This is a genomic window from Thauera butanivorans NBRC 103042 (assembly GCF_001591165.1).
Classification (GTDB): domain Bacteria; phylum Pseudomonadota; class Gammaproteobacteria; order Burkholderiales; family Rhodocyclaceae; genus Thauera; species Thauera butanivorans.
Genome location: NZ_BCUG01000037.1, coordinates 14,259 through 32,680, shown reverse-complemented (window position 1 = coordinate 32,680; position 18,422 = coordinate 14,259). Strand labels below are relative to the sequence as shown.

The following is an 18,422-nucleotide window of genomic DNA, read 5'->3' as shown; positions in this document are numbered from 1 at the left end:
CAGCGAGCCTACCCCATTCACCACAGGCGCGGATCGGGCCGATGTTCGATGCGCCGGGTCCGCACTTTTTTCGCATCCGGATGTGCGGGGTTCAACAGGTAATTCCAGCCCACCGGCACCACGACCGACGGCACCCGCATCAGCAGCATGGCGCCCGCCTTCACCCATTCATCGCCCAGTGCCTGGCTTTCGGCGCAGCCCACCGACCAGTCCACATTGGCCTCGTCCCAGCCTTCCGGCGGCTCGACGGCATGCGCCGCGGCCAGCGAGGCGGCGGGCAGCCTCGCCTCCACCGCGATCATGCCGCGCGGCGGCTGGCGAGGCGTATGGACGCGCTTTTCGAGTTGCGCCAGCGCCAGGCTGTCGGCCAGATAGATCACCGGCGTGCCGACGCTGTTCCAGCGTCCGCCCACCGTCGCCGCGCCAGTGCCGGCGCAGCCGAAGTCCTCTGCCGCGCACAGCACCATGCCGGTGTCGAAATCGATCCAGTCCTGTGCCAGCCGCCACAGGATGGCCATCAGGCCGCGGTCCCGGCCATGATGCGGCGCAGGGCGTTGATGACCGCCTGGTGGCCGGGCGTGGTGGCGAGCAGTTCGATCGGCACCGCGCCACCGAGAACCGGCACCGGCGCCGCAAGCCATTCCCGGGCGGCCTCTTCATCGCCGAACACCCGCGCAGCCGCGCGCTCGACGTCTATCAGCCGCGCAACCCGGTCGGAATCGTCCTGCGACAGCGGCTTGCCCTCGCGCACGCGGCGGTCGTAGGTCGCAGGTGCCACGCCGAGCAGTTGCGCAAGACTGCGCCCGCTGCGGCCGAAGCGGTTGGCGAAGCTGTCCAGCGAACCGACCTCGAAGCCTTCGCGCACCATGTGGTCGCGTTCGAGCGCGGACCTGGCATGCAGATAGTGCTCGATGCTGGCGCCCGCAGCCGAATGCCCGCGAGCAAACGCATAGGCTGCGCCGGGCTCGTGTGCGGCGTGTCCTGCCTTCGATTTGCTCATGACGCTTCCTTGAATCGTTTGATTGCCTTTCGTGAATCAAGTGAACACCGTCACCCCTGGATTGTCAAGCGATATCCGCTGCCGGACAGCCATGCCACCCTGCCCTCCAGGACCCGGGCCGACGTATGCCGGCAGCCGCATGCTAGACTCGCGCCGCTTTCCATCCGCGCGCTTCCGATGCAGATCCATCTCCTGATTCCCGGCCTGCTGTGGCCCGCCGCCACGCTGCTCGGCCCGGCTTCCGGGCTTGCACTGGACGGCCTGGCCGCGCTGCTCGGCCGCGGGCGGCGACTTGTCCGTGAATTCGAACCCTACGACCGCCAGCTCGCCCGCCTGTTCGGCCTGGAAGGCGGCGGACTGCCGCTCGGCATGCTGCGCCGCCTGGGCGAAACGGATGCCGCGGCGCCGCCACCCGGCAGCCACTGGCTGTGCGCCGATCCGGTCAATCTCTCCTTCGCCCGCGAGCACCTGCTGCTGTACGCCTTTGCCGATGGCGAGCTCGCGATGGACGAGGCCAATACCCTCGTCACCGCCCTCAACGATGTATTCGCAGATCTGGGCCGCTTCGAAGTCTGCACCCCGACGCGCTGGTACCTGCGGCTCGACAAGCCCACCCGCGCCACGCTCTATCCGCTGGACGACGTCATCGGCCGGCCGGTCAAGCATTTCCTGCCCGAAGGCGAGGACGCCCGGCTGTGGCAGCGCACCATGAACGAGGCCCAGATCGTGCTGCACAACCATGCCGCCAGCCGCGCGCGCGAAGACGCGGGTTTGCGTGCGGTCAACAGCCTGTGGCTGTGGGGCGCGGGCGAAGTCGAAACCGCCCCGCTTGCCCCCGCCAAGGCCGTGCAGGCCACCGATCCGCTCAGCCTCGGTTTCGCCCGCGCCGCCGGCGTACCGGCAAGCGCGCCCGCCCCCGCCAGTGCCCTGCGCCAGGACACCCTGGTCGTGCTCGATGCACTTCGCAAGCCCGCCCAGCAGCTCGACCTCGACGCCTGGCGCGACGGCTTGCAGGCCATCGAGCGCAACTGGTTCGCGCCGCTGGCCGCTGCCGTGCAGAATGGGCAGTTGAAAACCTTGCGCCTCAGCGCGCCGAGCGACCGTGGCACGCTGGAAGTCGAAGTGCGCAGCACCGACCGCTGGAAGTTCTGGCGCAAACCCCATGCCTTCGACGTCCTGCTGAAGTCCATCGCGCCGGCGCCCACTGAGCTGCCCACGGCGCCGCCGCCCACGCATCCCGACACCGACCGATGACCCGCATCCAGTCCCGCCCCGTTTCGCCGCAAGCCCTCGGCCGCCTCGCCGATGCCGGCCTGCACCCCCTGCTCGCCCGCCTTTACGCCGCCCGCGGCATCAGCCGCGCCGACGAGCTCGACACCAGCCTCAAGCACCTGCTGCCGCCCGAAGCCCTCACCGGCACCCGCGAAGCCGCACAACTGCTGGCCGATGCCATCGAGGCCGGCGCGCGCATGGTCATCGTCGCCGACTACGACTGCGACGGCGCCACCGCCTGTGCCGTCGGCATGCGCGCGCTGCGCGCCTTCGGCGCCGACGTGCATTACCTGGTGCCGGACCGCGTCACCCTCGGCTACGGCCTCACCCCGGCAATGGTCGAGATCGCCGCCCGGCTCGAACCGGACGTGCTGATCACCGTCGACAACGGCATCGCCAGCGTCGAAGGCATCGCCGCCGCGCGAGCGCACGGCATGGCGACGCTCGTCACCGACCACCACCTGCCCGGCGACGAGTTGCCCGACGCCGACGTCATCGTCAATCCCAACCAGCCCGGCTGCGACTTCCCCAGCAAGGCGCTGGCCGGTGTCGGCGTCATGTTCTACACCATGCTCGCGCTGCGCGCCGAACTGCGCGAGCGCGGCGCCTTCGCCGGCGGCAAGGAACCCAACCTCGCCGACCTGCTCGACCTCGTCGCCCTCGGCACCGTCGCCGACGTGGTCAAACTCGACCGCAACAACCGCATCCTGGTCGCCCAAGGCCTCGCCCGCATGCGTGCCGGCCGCCTGCAGCCCGGCATCCGCGCGCTGTTCTCGCTCGCTGGCCGCGAGCCGGCGCGCGCCAGCACCACCGACCTCGGCTTCATGATCGGCCCGCGCCTGAACGCCGCCGGCCGGCTGTCGGACATGAGCCTGGGCATCGAATGCCTGATCACCGACGACGCCGGCCGCGCCATGCACATCGCCCAGGAGCTCGATCGGCTCAACCGCGAGCGCCGCAGCATCGAGGCCGGCATGCAGGAAGAAGCCCTCGCCCGCCTCGCCGTCAACGGCGAGATCAGCGCCGGCAGCCGCGCCACCATCGCGCTGTTCGAGCCCGACTGGCACCAGGGCGTGATCGGCCTCGTCGCCAGCCGCATCAAGGAAAGACTGCACCGCCCGACCATCGCCTTCGCCCGCAGCAGCGACGGCGAGCTGAAAGGCTCCGGCCGCTCGATCCCCGGCCTGCATCTGCGCGACGCGCTCGACCTCGTCACCAAGCGCCACCCCGACCTGATCGCACGCTTCGGCGGCCACGCCATGGCCGCCGGCCTGAGCATCCGCGAAGCCGACCTGCGCCGCTTCGACGAAGCCTTCGAGGAAGTCGTCGGCGAACTACTGGACCCCGCCCAGCTCGAACACCGCATCGACACCGACGGCAGCCTGGAGCCCGGCTATTTCGCCCTCGACGCGGTGCGCATGCTGGACAACGAAATCTGGGGCCAGGGCTTTCCGCCGCCGGTCTTCGACGACGTCTTCCGCGTCGAGCGCCAGCGCGTGCTCAAGGACAAGCATCTCAAGCTCGAACTGTCGCGCGGCAGCACCCGCTTCGAGGCCATCCGCTTCAACCACGCCGACGGTGCCGCCGGCCAGATCCATGCCGCCTACCGGCTGGGCATCAACGAATACAACGGGGTGTCGAGCGTGCAGTTGATGCTGGAGCACTTCGAGGCGGCCTGAGGGCAGGACGCAAGCGATTCCTCAACGCCGGGGCCGCTCGATGAGCCGGACGGTGCTTCCATATCGGGCCAATCTTCCATCTGCGGTGAGCAGAATCAGCGGCTCGGCGGCCGACTGGGCAATCAGCACGTCGATGGGCTCATCGAAATCGTCTCCCATCCTCCAGTCCTGGCCGCTCAGGCTCCCCGGCGGAGCAATCCGGCACTTCCGGGGCCGGTCTTACGGTTCGTCGTGGACCTCGATAACCGCATGGCGCTCCCGTGCGCCTTTTGCCACCCGGCAGCTCACGGAAACATCCTTGTCCCCGGTACGGAGGCTTCCTTCCACGATCAGGAGATTCCCCTTTTCATGGTGGCGCCCGCTCCGCTGCCAGGTCGCAATACCCTTGCCGGCGAAATAGGCCTCCGCTTCCGATCGGCACCATGACAGCAATTCGCTGCCCTGGCGGAACTCGATCTCTTCCTGCTGATAGGGCTGCGCGGCGAGATTTGGCGCGGAGATCAGAACAGCCAGTCCCAGAACGAATCGCATCGAAATCTCCCTGTCTTGCCTGATCATTCTTCCCGCTCCGTCAGCCACGCGTTTTCCGCTGTCCCGTTTTCCGCGTTGCCGGCTTTCGCGCGGCCGTCTTCTGCGAACCGGACTTCGACCCTGCCCCTTTCCCCGGGTCGAGCAGATCCAGCCACAGCAGCGCATCCGCATAGGACATGAAGTTTTCCAGATATTGCGGCGCGATGTCACGCATGCGGATCAGTGCCTGCAGCACGAGGAAATGCGAATTGAGCGGCCCGGCATTGTCCGGCGCCTGAGCCAGCGCCTGCGACAATTGCTGCTCCAGGCTGAGGCGCGACCAGGTGCTGCCGAAGTAGCGCAGGGATTTCAGCTCGACGGCAGGCGTGCCGGGGCCGACCGGCGATGCCGCCTGAGCCGGAGCGGCGGCGTTGGCGCCGCTGCGGGCGGCATGGGCGAGCAGTTCGGCGAGCGGGCTGCGGCCCCGCGGTGGCACCTGGAGACCGGCGCCTGCCCCAGTTTCGCCACCGGCGCGCTCGAAGCGCTCCCGGAACGTGGCCAGCCGGCGCGCGAGCTTGTGCTGCAGCGCCGTGCGTGCCGCGCCGCACAGGTGTTCGCCGCGCCGCCACATTGCTTCGATGACGTAGAAAGCGACCGCATCGAAGCGCGCCGCGCCGCGGCTGCGCAAGGCATCGATGATGGCCGCCGCACCATCTTCCGCCGCGGCGTCGGGCAGCGACCCCGGCCGAAACCGCAGGGGCGCTTCGGTCTCCGTGGAAAACCCGGCGGCGAACCCGCTGCGGACGGGGGCCGGCAGCGCCGCGCCGGACGGCTGCGTCTCGTCAGCCATCGCGCGCGGCGGTTTGTTCCGCTGGCTTCTGCGGCGTTTTCGGCACCGGCGCCATCTCCACCCGCCGGTTGCGCGAGCGGCCTTCGGCGTCGTCGTTCGATGCCACCGGCTGCTCGGGGCCGAAGGCGGCAGCGAACACCGACGAGGACGGCACGCCGTCCTCGATCAGCGCGCGCGTGACGGTCAGCGCACGCTGGGCGGACAAATCCCAGTTGTCGGCGAAGCGGCGGTTGCTGTCGAGCACCGGCCTGTCGTCGGTGAAGCCGCTGACCATCAGCATCTCGTCGCGCGTGCCGAGGTAGGCCGCCAGCGGCTGGACCAGGCTTCGCAGCAACTGGCGGCCTTCCAGTTGCAGATCGGCGGAGTTGTGCGCGAACAGCACGCTGCCGCTGATGCCGATGCGCCCGTCGTCCAGCGTCACCCGTCCGCTGGCCAGCGGCACCGCCAGGGCCTTTTCCAGCGCTTCACGGCGCTGCTCCGCCTCGCGCCGCTTCTGCACTTCGGCTTCCAGCGTGGTCGCCAGTTCGAGCTGCACGCCCAGCACGCCGATCAGGATCAGCACGAAAGCGCCCAGCAGCCCCGACATCAGGTCGCCGAACACGCCCCAGGCCGGCGCGGAGTCCTCGATGCTGCCGTGGATTTCTTCCATGCTCAGGCTTCTCCGGCGGGCGCCCCGGCCGGGCGCTGCCGCAGGTCCTCGACGATGCGCTGCTGCGACATCAGGCTGAGGTCGATGATCTCGCGCGCCTGCGCCACGTAATAGGCCAGTTGCTCGTCGCTGCGTGTCATGGATTTTTCCAGCGCGCTTTCGATGCGCTGCAAGCCCGCCATCAGCTTGTCGTTGGATTCGCTGAAGAGCTGCACCGCCAGCCCGAAAGCTTCGGCCAGGCTCGCCACCTCGACCGCGCCGCCCGCGATCTGGCCGGCGGTTTCGTCGAGCCGCAGGGATTCGGCCTCGATGCGTTGCGCGAAGCCGGCGCCGGCACGTTCCAGCGCCGACGCCGACGAGGCGACCAGCGCGTCGATCGCCTGGCGCTGCTCGGTGGACGCATGGTTGATCGCATCCAGCAAGCCGCCCAGGGTCTCCATGATGCGGCTGCGCTCGGCCAGCGCGGCATTGTCGCGCGCGATGCTGGCCGACAGTTCCTGCCGCAGCTCGCCGATCACTTCGGCCGCGGCGCGCGGTGCTTCGGCGGCGGTCTGCAGCAGGCCGCCGACCTGTTCGATGGTGCGGCTGGCCTGTTCCTGCGTGGCCGCGCTCAGGCTGCGCGCGGTTTCCTCCAGGCGGGCGAGAACGTCCTGCTGCCGCATGCCGGCCTGTTCACCCGCCTGGCGCCATTCGTCGCGCAAGGCGGCCGCCATCGCATCCAGTGCCTGTGCCTGCGCAGCCTGCCGGGCCGCATCCTGCGCGGCCAGTTCAGCCTGCAGCGCGGACAATTGCGTCCCCACCTGCTCCACCAGCCCGGCCGAGCGCTGCGCGAAAGTATCGGCAAAAGCCTGCAAGGCCTGCCGCAGTTCGGCGCTCGTCGTCCGGCTGCTGTGCTCGTGGCCGGCCAGCGCCTTCACCCAGGCTTCGGCCGCACTGCCGGCACCGGCATCGAAGCGTGCCGCCAGCCCGTCGAAGCGCGCCTGCAGGGCATCGGCCACGCGCATGTGCAGTTCGGTGGTGTGGCGCGCGATGCCTTCGGTCGCCGCCGCAAGCTCGGTAAGCAGGCCGGCATGCGCGTCTCCGACCGAAGCCAGCAGGGCGGCGGCGCGCTGCGCGAATTCTTCGGCCCATGCGGCGTGGGAAGCATCCAGCCTGCGGCCCATTGCCTCGCTATCGGCTTCATGGCGGGCGAGCGCCGCCGTCCAGGTGTCGGCGACGCGGGTGGTGGCTTGATCCAGACGTTGCGCCACGCCATCGAGCTGCGCCTGCACGCCGTCGGCCACGCGCTGCTGCAGCGCGGCCGTCTCGCGCGCGATGCCGGCCATGGTGTCGGCCACCACCGGCTGGATGGTCTGCCCGGCCAGGCGCGCGCTTTCGGTCAGGCTGTGTTTCAGCGATGTGTCCACCGACGCGGCCAGCGCCGAATAGGCGCTGCGCGCTTCGTCGTGGAAACGCTGCTGACCGGCGGTCAGATGTTCGTTCAACTCCCTGCCCTGGCGCTCCATCTGCACCATCATGGCCTGCAGGCTGTCGACCAGCGCCGGCAGCGTGCGGGCCTGTTGCTCGATGGCGGCGAAAGCCTTCTGGCGCTGATGCGCCAGCGAGGCGCCGCGCAGTTCGCCGGCGATGCGGGCATCCAGCAGTTGCGAAGCCTGCATGCGTGCGCGGCGGCACAGCGCCGACATCAGCCCCAGCATCGCCGATGCTGCCACGCCCGCGACCGAAGTGCCGAAGGCGACGCCCAGCCCTTTCACCGGCGCCGCCAGCGACGCACGGATGGTCTGCAGATCGGTGGTGGTTTCGAGCGCGGCCACCGCGCCGTCCAGCGTCATCACCATGCCCAGGAAAGTGCCCAGCATGCCCAGCAGCACCAGCATGCCCACCAGATAGGGCGTCAGCGCCGGGCCGGGCAGGCCGATGCGCTCGCCTTCGACGCGCAGGCGCACCGCGTTGCGCAGCGAAACCGGCAGGCCGCCCAGCCAGCGTTCGAATCCGGCTGCCACTGCGCTGCTCTCCGCCGCCCCGGCGCCTTCTCCCGCATCCGCGGCCGGAAGCGCGCCCAGCGCCTGCCGCAGCGCCGCCGTGGCGCGCTCGAAGCGCAGCAGTTCCAGCGTACCGGCCAGGTACACCAGGCCGATCAGCACCGTCATTCCCAGGGCCAGCGGACTGCGTCCGACATAGCCCGCGCCCACCCACACCACCACGGCCCCCCCCAGCAGGAAGGCCGCCACGCTCATGCTTCTGTTCATTCCCGTTCCGTCGATTCCGTATCCAGCGCCGCCACCAGCCCCGCCACCGGCATCAGCCGCAGGTCCAGTTCGGCCAGCAGCACGTGCTGCATCTCGGCGCAAAAGCGCGCCAGCCAGCCATCCGGCTGCATCCATCGGCCAGAGCCGTCGTCCTGCCCTGCTCCGCCGCTTGTTTCAGCGCCGCTTTTGCCCTCACCTCTTCCGGCCGATTCCGCGCCGGGCCGCGCGCCATGCGCCTCGGACAGACGGGCGAAGCGCTTGCCCAGCAACACCGGCACCTGCGCCAGCAAGCCGGCTTCGCGCGCAGCCAGCGCCTGTTCCATCACCGCATCCAGCGTGGCGAGCTGCTTCAGCACGGCGGACCGCCGTGCCATTTCCGCCCGCGCCCGCGCCCGCAAGGGCGCGATGCCGCCCGCCAGGCTGCGCTGCCGGGCCAGGTAATAGCGGTGGAGCGGCAAGAAATTCGGCGCAGCGGGGTCGGCAAGCGCGTCGGCGGCAGCTTCGGCCAACGCTTCCGGCCAGACCGCAGCCGGATCGGCACCGCCCCGCGCCGCCTCATCGGCGGCGGCGATGCTCTCCGCCAGGCCGCTCCGCATGCGCACCAGCTCCGCACGCAAGGCCGCCGCGTTCGCTGCCGGAGATGCCGTGACAAGCGCTGTGGTGGCGGCAGCTGCGCCCGAATTCAGTGCCGGATACAGCGCCAGCGCATCCTTGAAATCCAGCCACGCGCCCAGGCGCTCGGCAAAGGACTGCCTGGGCTCCACGGCATCCGCCACAGCCAGCTCTGCCAAGGCCCGCACCAGCGCGGCACTGTTGAAACGCGTATTCGGCAGCCCCTGCGCCATCCCCCGACCCGATGCCCAATGGGCGGAAAAGGGCGAAGGCTACACCAAAGCGGGGCGATGGAGCGTGCGCGTCAGGTCGATCGCGCCATTCAAAACCTCGCAGCGGACGGCAAACGTGCTAGCTGTGCATGCAGCAGTCCCCGCGTTTGGCCGCCAAAACTGACCAGTCCATCCAGCTATGGCCACTTTATCCGGAAGCGCTACCCGCCTAGACTCCAATCCCTCGCAACCGTGTCGAAACAGGAGCTTTCCGATGGCAAACCATTCACTGAAAGACAAGGTCGTTCTGATCGCGGGTGGCGGCAAGAACCTGGGCGGCTTGATCGCGCGCGATTTTGCCGCGCAAGGCGCAAAAGCCGTGGCCGTGCATTACAACAGCGACGCCAGCAAGGCGGAAGCCGATGCCACCGTGGCCGCCGTCAAGGCACTGGGTGTGCAAGCCGCTGCCTTTCAGGGGGATCTGACCAAAGGCGCGAACGTCGAAAAACTGTTTGCCGATGTCCGTGCGGAGTTCGGCCAGATCGACGTGGCCGTCAATACCGTGGGCAAAGTGTTGAAGAAGCCCATCGTCGAGATCAGCGAAGAGGAGTTCGACGATCTGGACGCCGTCAACAACAAAAGCGCCTTCCTGTTCATCCGCGAAGCGGGCAGGCAACTGGCGGACAATGGCAAGGTGGTGACGCTGGTGACTTCACTGCTGGGCGCATTCACCCCTTTCTATGCCGCCTATGCGGGCGGCAAGGCGCCGGTGGAGCACTACACCCGCGCTGCCGCCAAGGAATTTGGCGCACGGGGCATTTCCGTCACCGCCGTCGGCCCCGGCCCCATGGACACCCCCTTCTTCTACCCCGCTGAAGGCCCGGACGCAGTTGCCTACCACAAGACCGCTGCGGCACTGTCACCCTTCAGCCCGACCGGGCTGACCCATATCGAGGACGTCGTGCCCTTCATCCGCCATCTGGTGACCGATGGCTGGTGGATCACCGGCCAGACCATTCTGATCAACGGCGGCTACACCACCAAGTAGCACCGGCGGCTCCCGTTTCGTCTTCATCGTCGACGGCGGCCAGGTGCGTCGATGCGTATCATGCCACCGGGAGCGACACGTCGCCGCGCGCTCCCCAAGCAAGGGAAAAGCCATGCGCACAGCCATCATCATCCTGCTCGGCCTTGCAGCCACCGCAATCACGCTGTGGTTCACACCCTCGGCGCAACGCAAGATTGCCGCTGCGCTGTTCACCGTCGCCTGGCTGGCGGTCACCTTGCTGAACCTGCGCACCGGCCTGTCGCATGGCTATACGCTGGCACAGGAACTGCCAATCCATCTCGTGCTTTTCGGTGTACCCGTCATCACGTTCTGGGTTCTCGTGCTGCTGAAGAAAGGCTGAGCATGGCAGCCGCCGCGTCCAGCATGGCAGCCATGCAGAACGCCCTCACTGACCGGCCATGCCGGACTGCGTGATCATGGATCGTCTGGAGCAGTACCGAATCTTCATTCAGGTGGTCGAGGCGCGCAGCTTCATCCGCGCCGCCAATGCGCTCGGCATTCCACGCTCCAGCGTGTCGGCAGCCGTGCAAGGTCTCGAACGCACGCTGGAAACATGCCTGCTGCACCGGACCACTCGCCAAGTCAGCCTGACGCCCGATGGCCAGCGCCTGCTGGAGCGCCTGACGCCGCTGCTGGCCGACGCGGAAGAGATCGAGCAACTGTTCAGTTCCGGGCGGCGGCAGGTTGTCGGCGGCCTGCATGTCGACGTGCCCAGCCGCATTGCGCGCCGGCTATTGGCACCCGCATTGCCAGAGCTGCTGGCGCAGCACCCTCGATTCGTTCTTACGCTGGGCGCCAGCGACCGCAACATCAACCTCGCGCAAGACGGCGTGGACTGCGTCGTGCGCGTCGGCAGCGTGCAGGACAGCAGCCTTGCAGCACGACCTCTCGGACGTGTGCGCATGGTCAACTGCGCCAGCCCGGACTACCTGGAACAGCACGGCCATCCCGAGCATCCGGACAATCTGGACCGTCACTGGGCCATTGGTTACGCATCGAGCCCCGGACAGGCGGCCACATGGGACTACCTGGACGCGAACGATTGCCTGCGCACCGTCAGCATGCGCCACCCGGTGCTGGTGAACAACGTCGAGACCTACATCGCATGCTGCCGCGCGGGGCTGGGACTGATACAGGTACCGCGCTTCGACGTGGAAGATCTGCTGGAAAAGCGCGCCCTGGTCGAAGTGCTGCCGCACTGGCCCGCGCCGCCGATGGAAGTGACCGTGCTGTATCCGCACCGGCACCAGCGCTCGTCCCGGCTGCGCCTGTTCATCGACTGGCTGGAAAGCCTGCTGGCTCCGCACCTGGACAAAAACAGCCCATGAAGTCGAGGCCTCGCGCAGCGCAATCGCGCCGCGGCGTGCATTCCGCCCGCATCAGTTCCCTGAACTGAAGAAACGCAGCCTGCTCAGGGCGCCAGGCGGCAAGGCTCCCATCAGCGCACCCAGCGACACCACGAGAATCCCGACCATGGTCATCAGGCCCAGAGCCTCGTCCAGGATCAGGAAACCGCCGATAGCCGAGAAGGCCGGGACCAGCGCCAGCATCATCGAGGCCTGGCAGGCGCCGATCTTCTGGTTGGCATAGCTGTACATGCCGGCCGCCAGCATCGCGGCGATGATGCCCTGGTAGACCGCCTGCAGGCCGATCTCGCCCCAGCCGGCCTGGGCGATGTTGCCCGGCAGCCACAGGAAATAGACCGGCATGTAGGACAGCATCGAGAAGGTGGCGATGCCGAGGATGCCCAACTGGGGACGGATCTGCCAGCGGCGCATCAGCAGCCCGAAGACCGCCCAGCTCAGCGCGGCGGCAAGGAACAGCACGTCGCCGATCCATTCGCCCGGCGTCGGCGACGCGAACAGACTCCGGAAGCCGATCAGCACCAGGCCGGCGGTCGACAGGGCCAGCGCCAGCACGGTCTGGCGGGCGATGTGGAAGCGCGCCATGGCGGCGACGATGACCACGGTCCAGAACGGAATCCCGCCGTTGACGAACACGCCGGCATGCGCGCTCGGCGCGAAGGCAAAGCCCGAATAGACGAGGATGCCGTAGCCCAGTCCGCCGAACACGGCCAGCACCATGTAACGCGGCCACTCGCGCGGCGGCACCATGCGGATGAAGAAGGGCATCGCCAGCACCCCGGACACGCCGTAGCGCAGCGCCGCGAGGTCGAAGGGGGTGAAGGTCGCGGTGCTGCCGAAGCGCGACACGATGTTGAAGCCCGACCAGCAGATGACGACGACCAGCGCGGCCAGCAAGCCCTTGGCCGTATCGGAAAGTCCCGTGTGATGAGCGCTGCTCAACTGAACCTCTTCTCCAGAATGAATGGGCCGCCCTCGCAGGGGCGCCCGTGCGAGGGTGCGCGGCAGTGTGCCACGCAATGCCCCGATGCACCGCATGTGGCGCTCAAGGCAGGATGAAACGGCTCTTTTCCCGGCGCTCGGTGCCGGCATCACCAAGCGCAACGGTATGGAATTCGATCGGCCTCGCTCCCGCCGGCGCTCCTCCGGCGGGAGACGACACGACCAGCGGCACGGTGTGGATGCTGCCCGGCCCGACGCCGAACTCGTTGCCGCCTTCGATCCGCAGTCCCGGCAGCCCGGCGACCTCGACACGGAAGCGGCGCGGCACCTCCTCCATGTTGATCAATTTCAGCGTGTAGTCGTTTTCGATGCGGCCTTCGGCGGTTTCGCGCGACAGCAGGCCGCGGTCGCGGATCACGTCGACGCGCAGCGTCGAACGCTGGCCCAGCGTCCATGCGCTGAGCACTGAGAACAGCAGCAGCAGGCTGGCATAGACCAGTACCCGCGGCCCCGGCAGCCGTTGCCGTTTCCCGCTGCCGCCCCTCTTCGGCATGCCGGCGAGTTCGTGCTCGGACGCAAAGCGGATCAGCCCGCGCGGCGCGGCGAGCTTGTCCATCACCTGGTTACAGCCGTCTACACACAGGCCGCAGTTGATGCACTGGTATTGCAGGCCGTCGCGGATGTCGATGCCGGTCGGGCAGACCTGCACGCAGATGCCGCAGTCGATGCAGTCGCCGGTGCTGCCCGCGTGCCGCAGCGCCCCGCGCGGCTCGCCGCGGCGGCGGTCGTAGCTGACACTGGCGGTCGCGGCATCGATCATCACGCCCTGGAAGCGGGAATACGGGCACATGTGCTGGCACACCGCCTCGCGCGCCAGCCCGGCCTGCACGTAGGTGAACGAGGCGTAGAAGATCAGCCAGAAGCTTTCCCACGGGCCGGTCTGCAGGGCCACGACCGACGGCAGCAGTTCGCGGATCGGCGTGAAATAGCCGACGAAGGTGATCGCGGTCCAGATCGCCACCAGCGCCCAGATGCCGTGCTTGGCGGCCTTGATCGCCAGCTTGCGCGCCGACATCGGGCTCTGGTCCAGCTTCAGGCGCGCCAGGTGGTCGCCTTCGACCTTGGTCTCGATCCACACGAAGATCGAGGTATACACCGTCTGCGGACAGGCGAAGCCGCAGAACAGCCGCCCGGCCAGCGCGGTGGCGAAGAACAGCGCGGTCGCCGCCAGGATCAGCAGGAAAGCCAGCAGCAGCGCGTCCTGCGGCCACAGCACGAGGCCGAAGAGATAGAGCTTTTCATGCACGATGTCGAACAGGATCGCCTGCCTCGCTCCCTCGCCCGTGTCCCAGCGCAGCCAGCAGGCGCCATAGAAAACGATCTGGGTCAGCCACACCATCGCCCAGCGCGCGCTATTGAAGCGCCCTTCGACTGCCTTGGCGTGGATCGTGCCCTTGTTGCGGTAAAGCTCAAGTCTGGCTTCGCGCACCTTGCTGACAGCCTTGCCCATCGGGGAACTCCGGTTCTTGCGATGGGCGAAGTACATCATCCGGCACAGAACCGGAACAGATTCAGACGACACGATTTTCGATAGGAACAGATCAGGCGAGCTGCTGCCCGATCAGCGCACCGAGCGTACGCAAGGCCTCATCCTGCCGGGCGCCGGCCGGATGGCCGAAGTTCAAGCGCAGGTAGTTGCGAAACTCGCGCGTCGCCGAAAAGATCGGTCCGGGTGCGATGCTGATGCCGCACGCCAGCGCCTGCTGATGAAGGCGCAGGCCATCGGCCTGCGGCGGCAGCTCCAGCCACAGGAAATAGCCGCCGTCGGGGCGCGCCAGCCGGATACCGGGTGGAAAGTGCCGCTCGATGCCCGCCACCAGCATCGCCTCCTGCTCCGCCAGTTGGCGGCGCAAGCTGCGCAGGTGCGCATCGAAGCCGCCGCGCTTCATGTAGCCGGCCAGCGCGACCTGCAGCGGCACCGCCGTCGCCAGGCTGGTGGAGAACTTCTGCCGCTGGACTTCCCTGGCATGGCGCCCGGCCGCCACCCAGCCCACCCGGTAGCCTGGCGCAAGGCACTTCGAGAACGAGGACACGTGCAGCACCAGGCCGTCCGCGTCCAGCGCCTTGGCGGCGGCCGGTGCATCGCGGCCGAAATACAGTTCGGCGTAGACGTCGTCCTCGATCAGCGGCACCTGGTGCCTGCGCAGCAGTTCGACCAGCGCGCGCCTGTTCTCGTCCGGCACCCGGCTGCCGGTGGGGTTGGAGAAGTTGAGCATGAACAGGCAGGCCTTGACCGGATGGCGGCGCAGCGCACCGGCCAGCGCATCCAGGCTCACGCCCTCGCGCGGATGGCTCGGAATCTCCACCACCTTCAGCCCCAGCCGCTCGCTGGCCTGCAGTCCTGCATAGAAGGTGGGCGACTCCACCGCGATCAGGTCGCCCGGCCGGGTCAGCGCCTGCAGGCACAGGTTGATGCCTTCCAGCGCGCCGGAGGTGATGACGATTTCCTGCGGCGACACCGCGGCTCCCTGCGCCAGGTAGCGCAGGGCGATCTGCCGCCGCAGCTCCTCGTTGCCCGGCGGCAGATCGGTCACCGTCGACAGCGGCGCCAGCTTGCGCCCCGCGCCGGCGAGGAAGCGGCCCAGCTTGTCCAGCGGATACAAGTCCGGGCTCGGAAAGCTGGACCCGAGTGGCACGATCGCGGGGTCACGCACGCTGTCCAGGATCTGGAAGATGAAGTCGCTGACCTGCAGCGCCGTCGCCTCGCCGACCGGATCGCTCATGGCCGGTTCGGGCAGGCCATGCCCGAGCCGGGCGCGGACGAAATAGCCCGACTTCGGCCGCGCCTCGATCAGCCCCCTGCTTTCGAGCAGGTGGTAGGCCTGCGTTACCGTGACCGGGCTGACGCCATGGCGCCGGCACGCCTGCCGAACCGAGGGCAGCCGCTCGCCCGGGCGCAGCACGCCATCGGCGATCAGCGCCGCCGTCCTGTCCGCGATGTCCTGGTAGAGCGTCATGGCCGGATGCTAACAGCCTGGCGGCGCAGTGCCGCCAGGCATGCCCGCGCAGACCGGCCTCGGGCACCGCACTGGAAGCGGAGGCGTCCGTTCCTACACCTGCTGCTGCCTGTCGAAGTACGCCTCCAGCTCCGCCACCGGCAGCGGGCGGCTGAACAGGTAGCCCTGATAGGCATTGCAGCCTTGCTGCACGAGGAACTCGCGCTGGGCTTCCGTCTCCACCCCTTCCGCCAGCACTTGCAGCCCCAGGTTCTCGGCCAGGACGATGATCATCCTGGCGATCACCGCATCATTGGGGTCGACCAGAATGTCGCAGACGAAACCCTTGTCGATCTTCAACCTGTCGAGCGGCAAGCGTTTGAGATAGGCCAGTGACGAATAGCCCGTGCCAAAATCGTCGAGCGAGAAGCGCACGCCCATTGCCTTCATCGCGTCCATCTTGGCGACCACGCTTTCGACATCGTCCAGCAAGGCGCTTTCCGTGAGCTCGATTTCGAGGCGCGAAGGCGGGGCACCGGTACGCCCAAGGATTTCGATCAGTTCGTCGACGAAGTGCTCGTGACGGAACTGCCGTGCGCTGACATTGACCGCAATCGCGAGCTCTGCCCTTGCCGGGTCCGACGCCCAGTGCGCAAGCTGTACACAGGCGGATTCCAGCACCCACCGGCCCAGCGGCACGATGAATCCGTTTTCCTCCGCCAGCGGGATGAACTCGGCCGGCGAAATCATGCCGCGTTCGGGATGGCACCAGCGCACCAGCGCCTCGACCGCGACGACGCGTCCGTCGGCGAGGATCTGGGGCTGGTAGTGCAGGACGAACTGCTGCCGTTCGAGCGCCTGCCACAGTCCGGCATCGAGTTCGGCACGGCGGCTGACTTCAGCCTGCATCTGCGGATCGAAGAAGCGGATCGCATCGCGCCCGGCAAGCTTCGCCCGGTACATGGCCAGGTCAGCGCGCTTCAAGGGCTCTTCCGTGCCTTCCTGCGGGTCGTCGCCGAACAGCGTCACGCCAATGCTCGCGGACCCCCGATATTCGGCGTTGCCGAGACGGAAGGTCTTGCGCAAGGCGTGCAGGATCTTGCTGGCGACGAGTTCGGCCTCGCGTACCGCCGCGGCGGTCTCGCCGTTCAGCCCTTCCAGCATCGCCACGAACTCGTCGCCACCCAGGCGGGCGACACTGTCGTCCTTGCGCACGCACTGGAGCAGGATCCCGGCCACCTGCTGAAGCAGACGGTCGCCTTGGTGATGCCCGGCGGTGTCATTGACGGACTTGAAGTTGTCCAGATCGATGAACAGCAAGGCACCCCTGCCCTTGTGATACGCGCATGAGCGCACTGCCGTTTCCAGGCGCTCGATCAGAAGACGGCGATTGGGCAGGCCGGTCAGCGGGTCGAAGAACGCCAGCTTCTTGACCACGGCCTCCGACTTCTTGCGCGCGGAAATGTCGCGCGCCGAATGGAACACGACCGGCTTGCCATCGAGTTCGAGCGGATAGGACGTCAGCTCGACGGGAAAAACCTCCCCGTCCGCCCGACGGTGCAAGGTTTCCAGCGTGCAGACCTCGCCCGATGCATGAATCTTCCGGATGGCGTCGAGCGCCTCCGCGGCCGTCAACCTGGCCTCCCACGTCGACACGTTCATGCCGATGATTTCGCTGCGCGGATAACCCAGCATGCGGCAGAACGCATCGCTGGCTTCGATCACCTTGCACTGCAGGTCGGTGATGTGGATGCCGTCGCTCGCGTTCTGCAGCAGGATCCGGCTGCGCTGGTTGGCACGTTCGTTCACACCGATCAGGCGCCAGAGCAGCCAGGCGGCAAAGGTGGTGACGAACAGGAAGAGCAGCGCCAGCATGCCAGCCTTGCGCATGTCGTCCCGCCACGCTGCGAGGTAGTCTTCTTCCCCCCAGCCGACGACCACGAACGCCGGCATCAGGGACAGACGGCGAAAAGCGTTGATGCGGCTGATGCCGTCCGCCGTTCTGGCGCTGTAGAAGGACTCCGCTCTCGCCCCTGCCGCAACGATGTCTCTCAGTTCGCGGGAGCCGCCCTGGCTGCCGATCCGGCCCCCCATGCCCGCCGACGGCGGAACGCGGGCGGCGAGCCTCATGTCCAGGTCGCGCATCAACGCAATGCTGTGCGGGCCGAGCTTGAGCCCGGACAGCAGCAGTTCGAGCTGGCGTGACGACACCACGGCTGCGACCACCCCTGCAAACCGACCATCGGGGTAGTTGTAGCGCCGCGAGAAAACCATCATCCATGTGTCCCCGCCCTCCCCCTGGATCAGCTTGCTGGCGACCAGCCCGAGGTCTGCCCCCGACCGGTGCTCTTCGAAGAAGGACTGGCCGGCGCAACGGGTGCATGCCTGTGCCGTGACGCCGAAACCGAGCACGGCCATGCCGTGCTCGTCGGTAACGCGAAGTTCGGCAATTTCCGCAATCCGGCCCTGTTGCTGGGAGATCGCCGCCATCGTGCGCTCCACCTCCAGCCTTGCGCCCGAACGCAGTTCGCGCTCCAGTTGATCGCCGATCAATTGCAGGGAGAGATCGATCTCCCTGACCGAAGACGTGATGCTCTGGTCGAGCAGCAGGGACAGGTTCTCGACCATCGCGCGAACCTCGGCTTCCTTGCGCTGCTTCGATTCGCCAAGCGTATAGAGCAACACGGCACCGACGAGCATGTTCAACACCACAATCGTGGTAATCAGAGCAGGAAGAACAGAATCCTTGTTCCGGTACATGTAGCCTCGATGCGTTTGAACGATGACGGAAAAGCCCCCCGAAGAGCCTTTCTCCAGCGGCGGACATTCTCGCTCCCTGCCCGGCATAGCGCACCAACAAATGATGGATGGCGCTCAGCCGGAATGCATGAGCTGCCATCATCGGCTCCCGATCGGGGCCATCCTGGCGGCCCGAGCCGCACCCGCTCCCGAACCGGGCACGCGATCCACCTGCGGGCGAACGCCGGCTGCCGGTATAATGCGCGGCTTTCCAGATTC

General features: G+C 67.7%; 17 protein-coding genes. 5 read left to right on the top strand and 12 right to left on the bottom strand.

The genetic code is table 11. From position 1 onward, the window contains the following. Positions 1-17 precede the first annotated feature (17 nt). Complete coding sequence (locus TBU01S_RS15125) at positions 18-518, bottom strand: RES family NAD+ phosphorylase (protein WP_068637615.1); 501 nt, start codon at positions 516-518, stop codon at positions 18-20. Beyond that, positions 518-1,000, bottom strand: coding sequence for an Xre family toxin-antitoxin system antitoxin (locus TBU01S_RS15120; protein ID WP_068637613.1), 483 nt, complete (start codon positions 998-1,000; stop codon positions 518-520). Before TBU01S_RS15120 ends, TBU01S_RS15125 begins: the two co-directional genes overlap by 1 nt. A 177-nt stretch (positions 1,001-1,177) precedes the next feature. Between TBU01S_RS15120 and TBU01S_RS15115 the strand changes: the two genes are divergently transcribed. Continuing rightward, positions 1,178-2,254: a hypothetical protein gene (locus TBU01S_RS15115; protein ID WP_068637611.1), complete on the top strand. Its 1,077-nt coding sequence runs from the start codon at positions 1,178-1,180 to the stop codon at positions 2,252-2,254. Next, positions 2,251-3,951, top strand: coding sequence for a single-stranded-DNA-specific exonuclease RecJ (recJ, locus tag TBU01S_RS15110; RefSeq protein WP_068637609.1), 1,701 nt, complete (start codon positions 2,251-2,253; stop codon positions 3,949-3,951). Before TBU01S_RS15115 ends, recJ begins: the two co-directional genes overlap by 4 nt. A 21-nt stretch (positions 3,952-3,972) precedes the next feature. Here recJ and TBU01S_RS23105 read toward each other — a convergent pair whose 3' ends face one another. From TBU01S_RS23105 to TBU01S_RS15085, 6 genes are read right to left on the bottom strand one after another with little or no spacing between them, the layout of a single operon-like run. Next, a complete protein-coding gene (locus TBU01S_RS23105; RefSeq protein WP_174524541.1) occupies positions 3,973-4,110 on the bottom strand; it encodes a PIN domain-containing protein in 138 nt (45 codons plus the stop codon). Positions 4,111-4,170: 60 nt separating this feature from the next. Then, a complete protein-coding gene (locus TBU01S_RS15105) occupies positions 4,171-4,482 on the bottom strand; it encodes a hypothetical protein (protein ID WP_157659160.1) in 312 nt (103 codons plus the stop codon). Between the two features lie 40 nt (positions 4,483-4,522). Then, complete coding sequence (locus tag TBU01S_RS15100) at positions 4,523-5,311, bottom strand: DUF2894 domain-containing protein (protein WP_083953636.1); 789 nt, start codon at positions 5,309-5,311, stop codon at positions 4,523-4,525. Next, positions 5,304-5,960 carry an OmpA family protein gene (locus TBU01S_RS15095; RefSeq protein ID WP_068637605.1) on the bottom strand — a complete coding sequence of 219 codons (657 nt, stop codon included), beginning with the start codon at positions 5,958-5,960 and terminating at the stop codon, positions 5,304-5,306. The genes TBU01S_RS15100 and TBU01S_RS15095 overlap by 8 nt, the downstream gene beginning before the upstream one ends. Before the next feature lie 2 nt (positions 5,961-5,962). Beyond that, positions 5,963-8,209, bottom strand: a complete 2,247-nt coding sequence (locus tag TBU01S_RS15090; protein WP_068637603.1) for a DUF802 domain-containing protein — start codon at positions 8,207-8,209, stop codon at positions 5,963-5,965. Beyond that, positions 8,206-9,054 (bottom strand): DUF3348 family protein, encoded by an 849-nt coding sequence (locus TBU01S_RS15085; RefSeq protein WP_068637601.1) that lies wholly within the window; start codon positions 9,052-9,054, stop codon positions 8,206-8,208. The genes TBU01S_RS15090 and TBU01S_RS15085 overlap by 4 nt, the downstream gene beginning before the upstream one ends. A gap of 253 nt (positions 9,055-9,307) precedes the next feature. Here TBU01S_RS15085 and TBU01S_RS15080 point away from each other — a divergent pair, with 253 nt between their 5' ends. From TBU01S_RS15080 to TBU01S_RS15070, 3 genes are all read left to right on the top strand, one after another. Further along, positions 9,308-10,081 (top strand): SDR family oxidoreductase, encoded by a 774-nt coding sequence (locus TBU01S_RS15080; protein ID WP_068637599.1) that lies wholly within the window; start codon positions 9,308-9,310, stop codon positions 10,079-10,081. Between the two features lie 112 nt (positions 10,082-10,193). Beyond that, positions 10,194-10,442: a hypothetical protein gene (locus TBU01S_RS15075; RefSeq protein WP_068637597.1), complete on the top strand. Its 249-nt coding sequence runs from the start codon at positions 10,194-10,196 to the stop codon at positions 10,440-10,442. Between the two features lie 76 nt (positions 10,443-10,518). Continuing rightward, positions 10,519-11,430 carry a LysR family transcriptional regulator gene (locus TBU01S_RS15070; RefSeq protein WP_068637661.1) on the top strand — a complete coding sequence of 304 codons (912 nt, stop codon included), beginning with the start codon at positions 10,519-10,521 and terminating at the stop codon, positions 11,428-11,430. 51 nt (positions 11,431-11,481) lie between these two features. Here TBU01S_RS15070 and TBU01S_RS15065 read toward each other — a convergent pair whose 3' ends face one another. The 4 genes from TBU01S_RS15065 to TBU01S_RS15050 form a co-directional block, all read right to left on the bottom strand. Next, positions 11,482-12,408 carry a DMT family transporter gene (locus TBU01S_RS15065; protein WP_068637595.1) on the bottom strand — a complete coding sequence of 309 codons (927 nt, stop codon included), beginning with the start codon at positions 12,406-12,408 and terminating at the stop codon, positions 11,482-11,484. Positions 12,409-12,511: 103 nt separating this feature from the next. Further along, positions 12,512-13,918 (bottom strand): cytochrome c oxidase accessory protein CcoG, encoded by a 1,407-nt coding sequence (ccoG, locus tag TBU01S_RS15060; RefSeq protein ID WP_068637593.1) that lies wholly within the window; start codon positions 13,916-13,918, stop codon positions 12,512-12,514. Between the two features lie 91 nt (positions 13,919-14,009). Next, positions 14,010-15,425 (bottom strand): aminotransferase-like domain-containing protein, encoded by a 1,416-nt coding sequence (locus TBU01S_RS15055; protein WP_068637590.1) that lies wholly within the window; start codon positions 15,423-15,425, stop codon positions 14,010-14,012. Positions 15,426-15,518: 93 nt separating this feature from the next. Beyond that, complete coding sequence (locus tag TBU01S_RS15050; RefSeq protein WP_068637588.1) at positions 15,519-18,164, bottom strand: bifunctional diguanylate cyclase/phosphodiesterase; 2,646 nt, start codon at positions 18,162-18,164, stop codon at positions 15,519-15,521. Between the last annotated feature and the right edge of the window lie 258 nt (positions 18,165-18,422).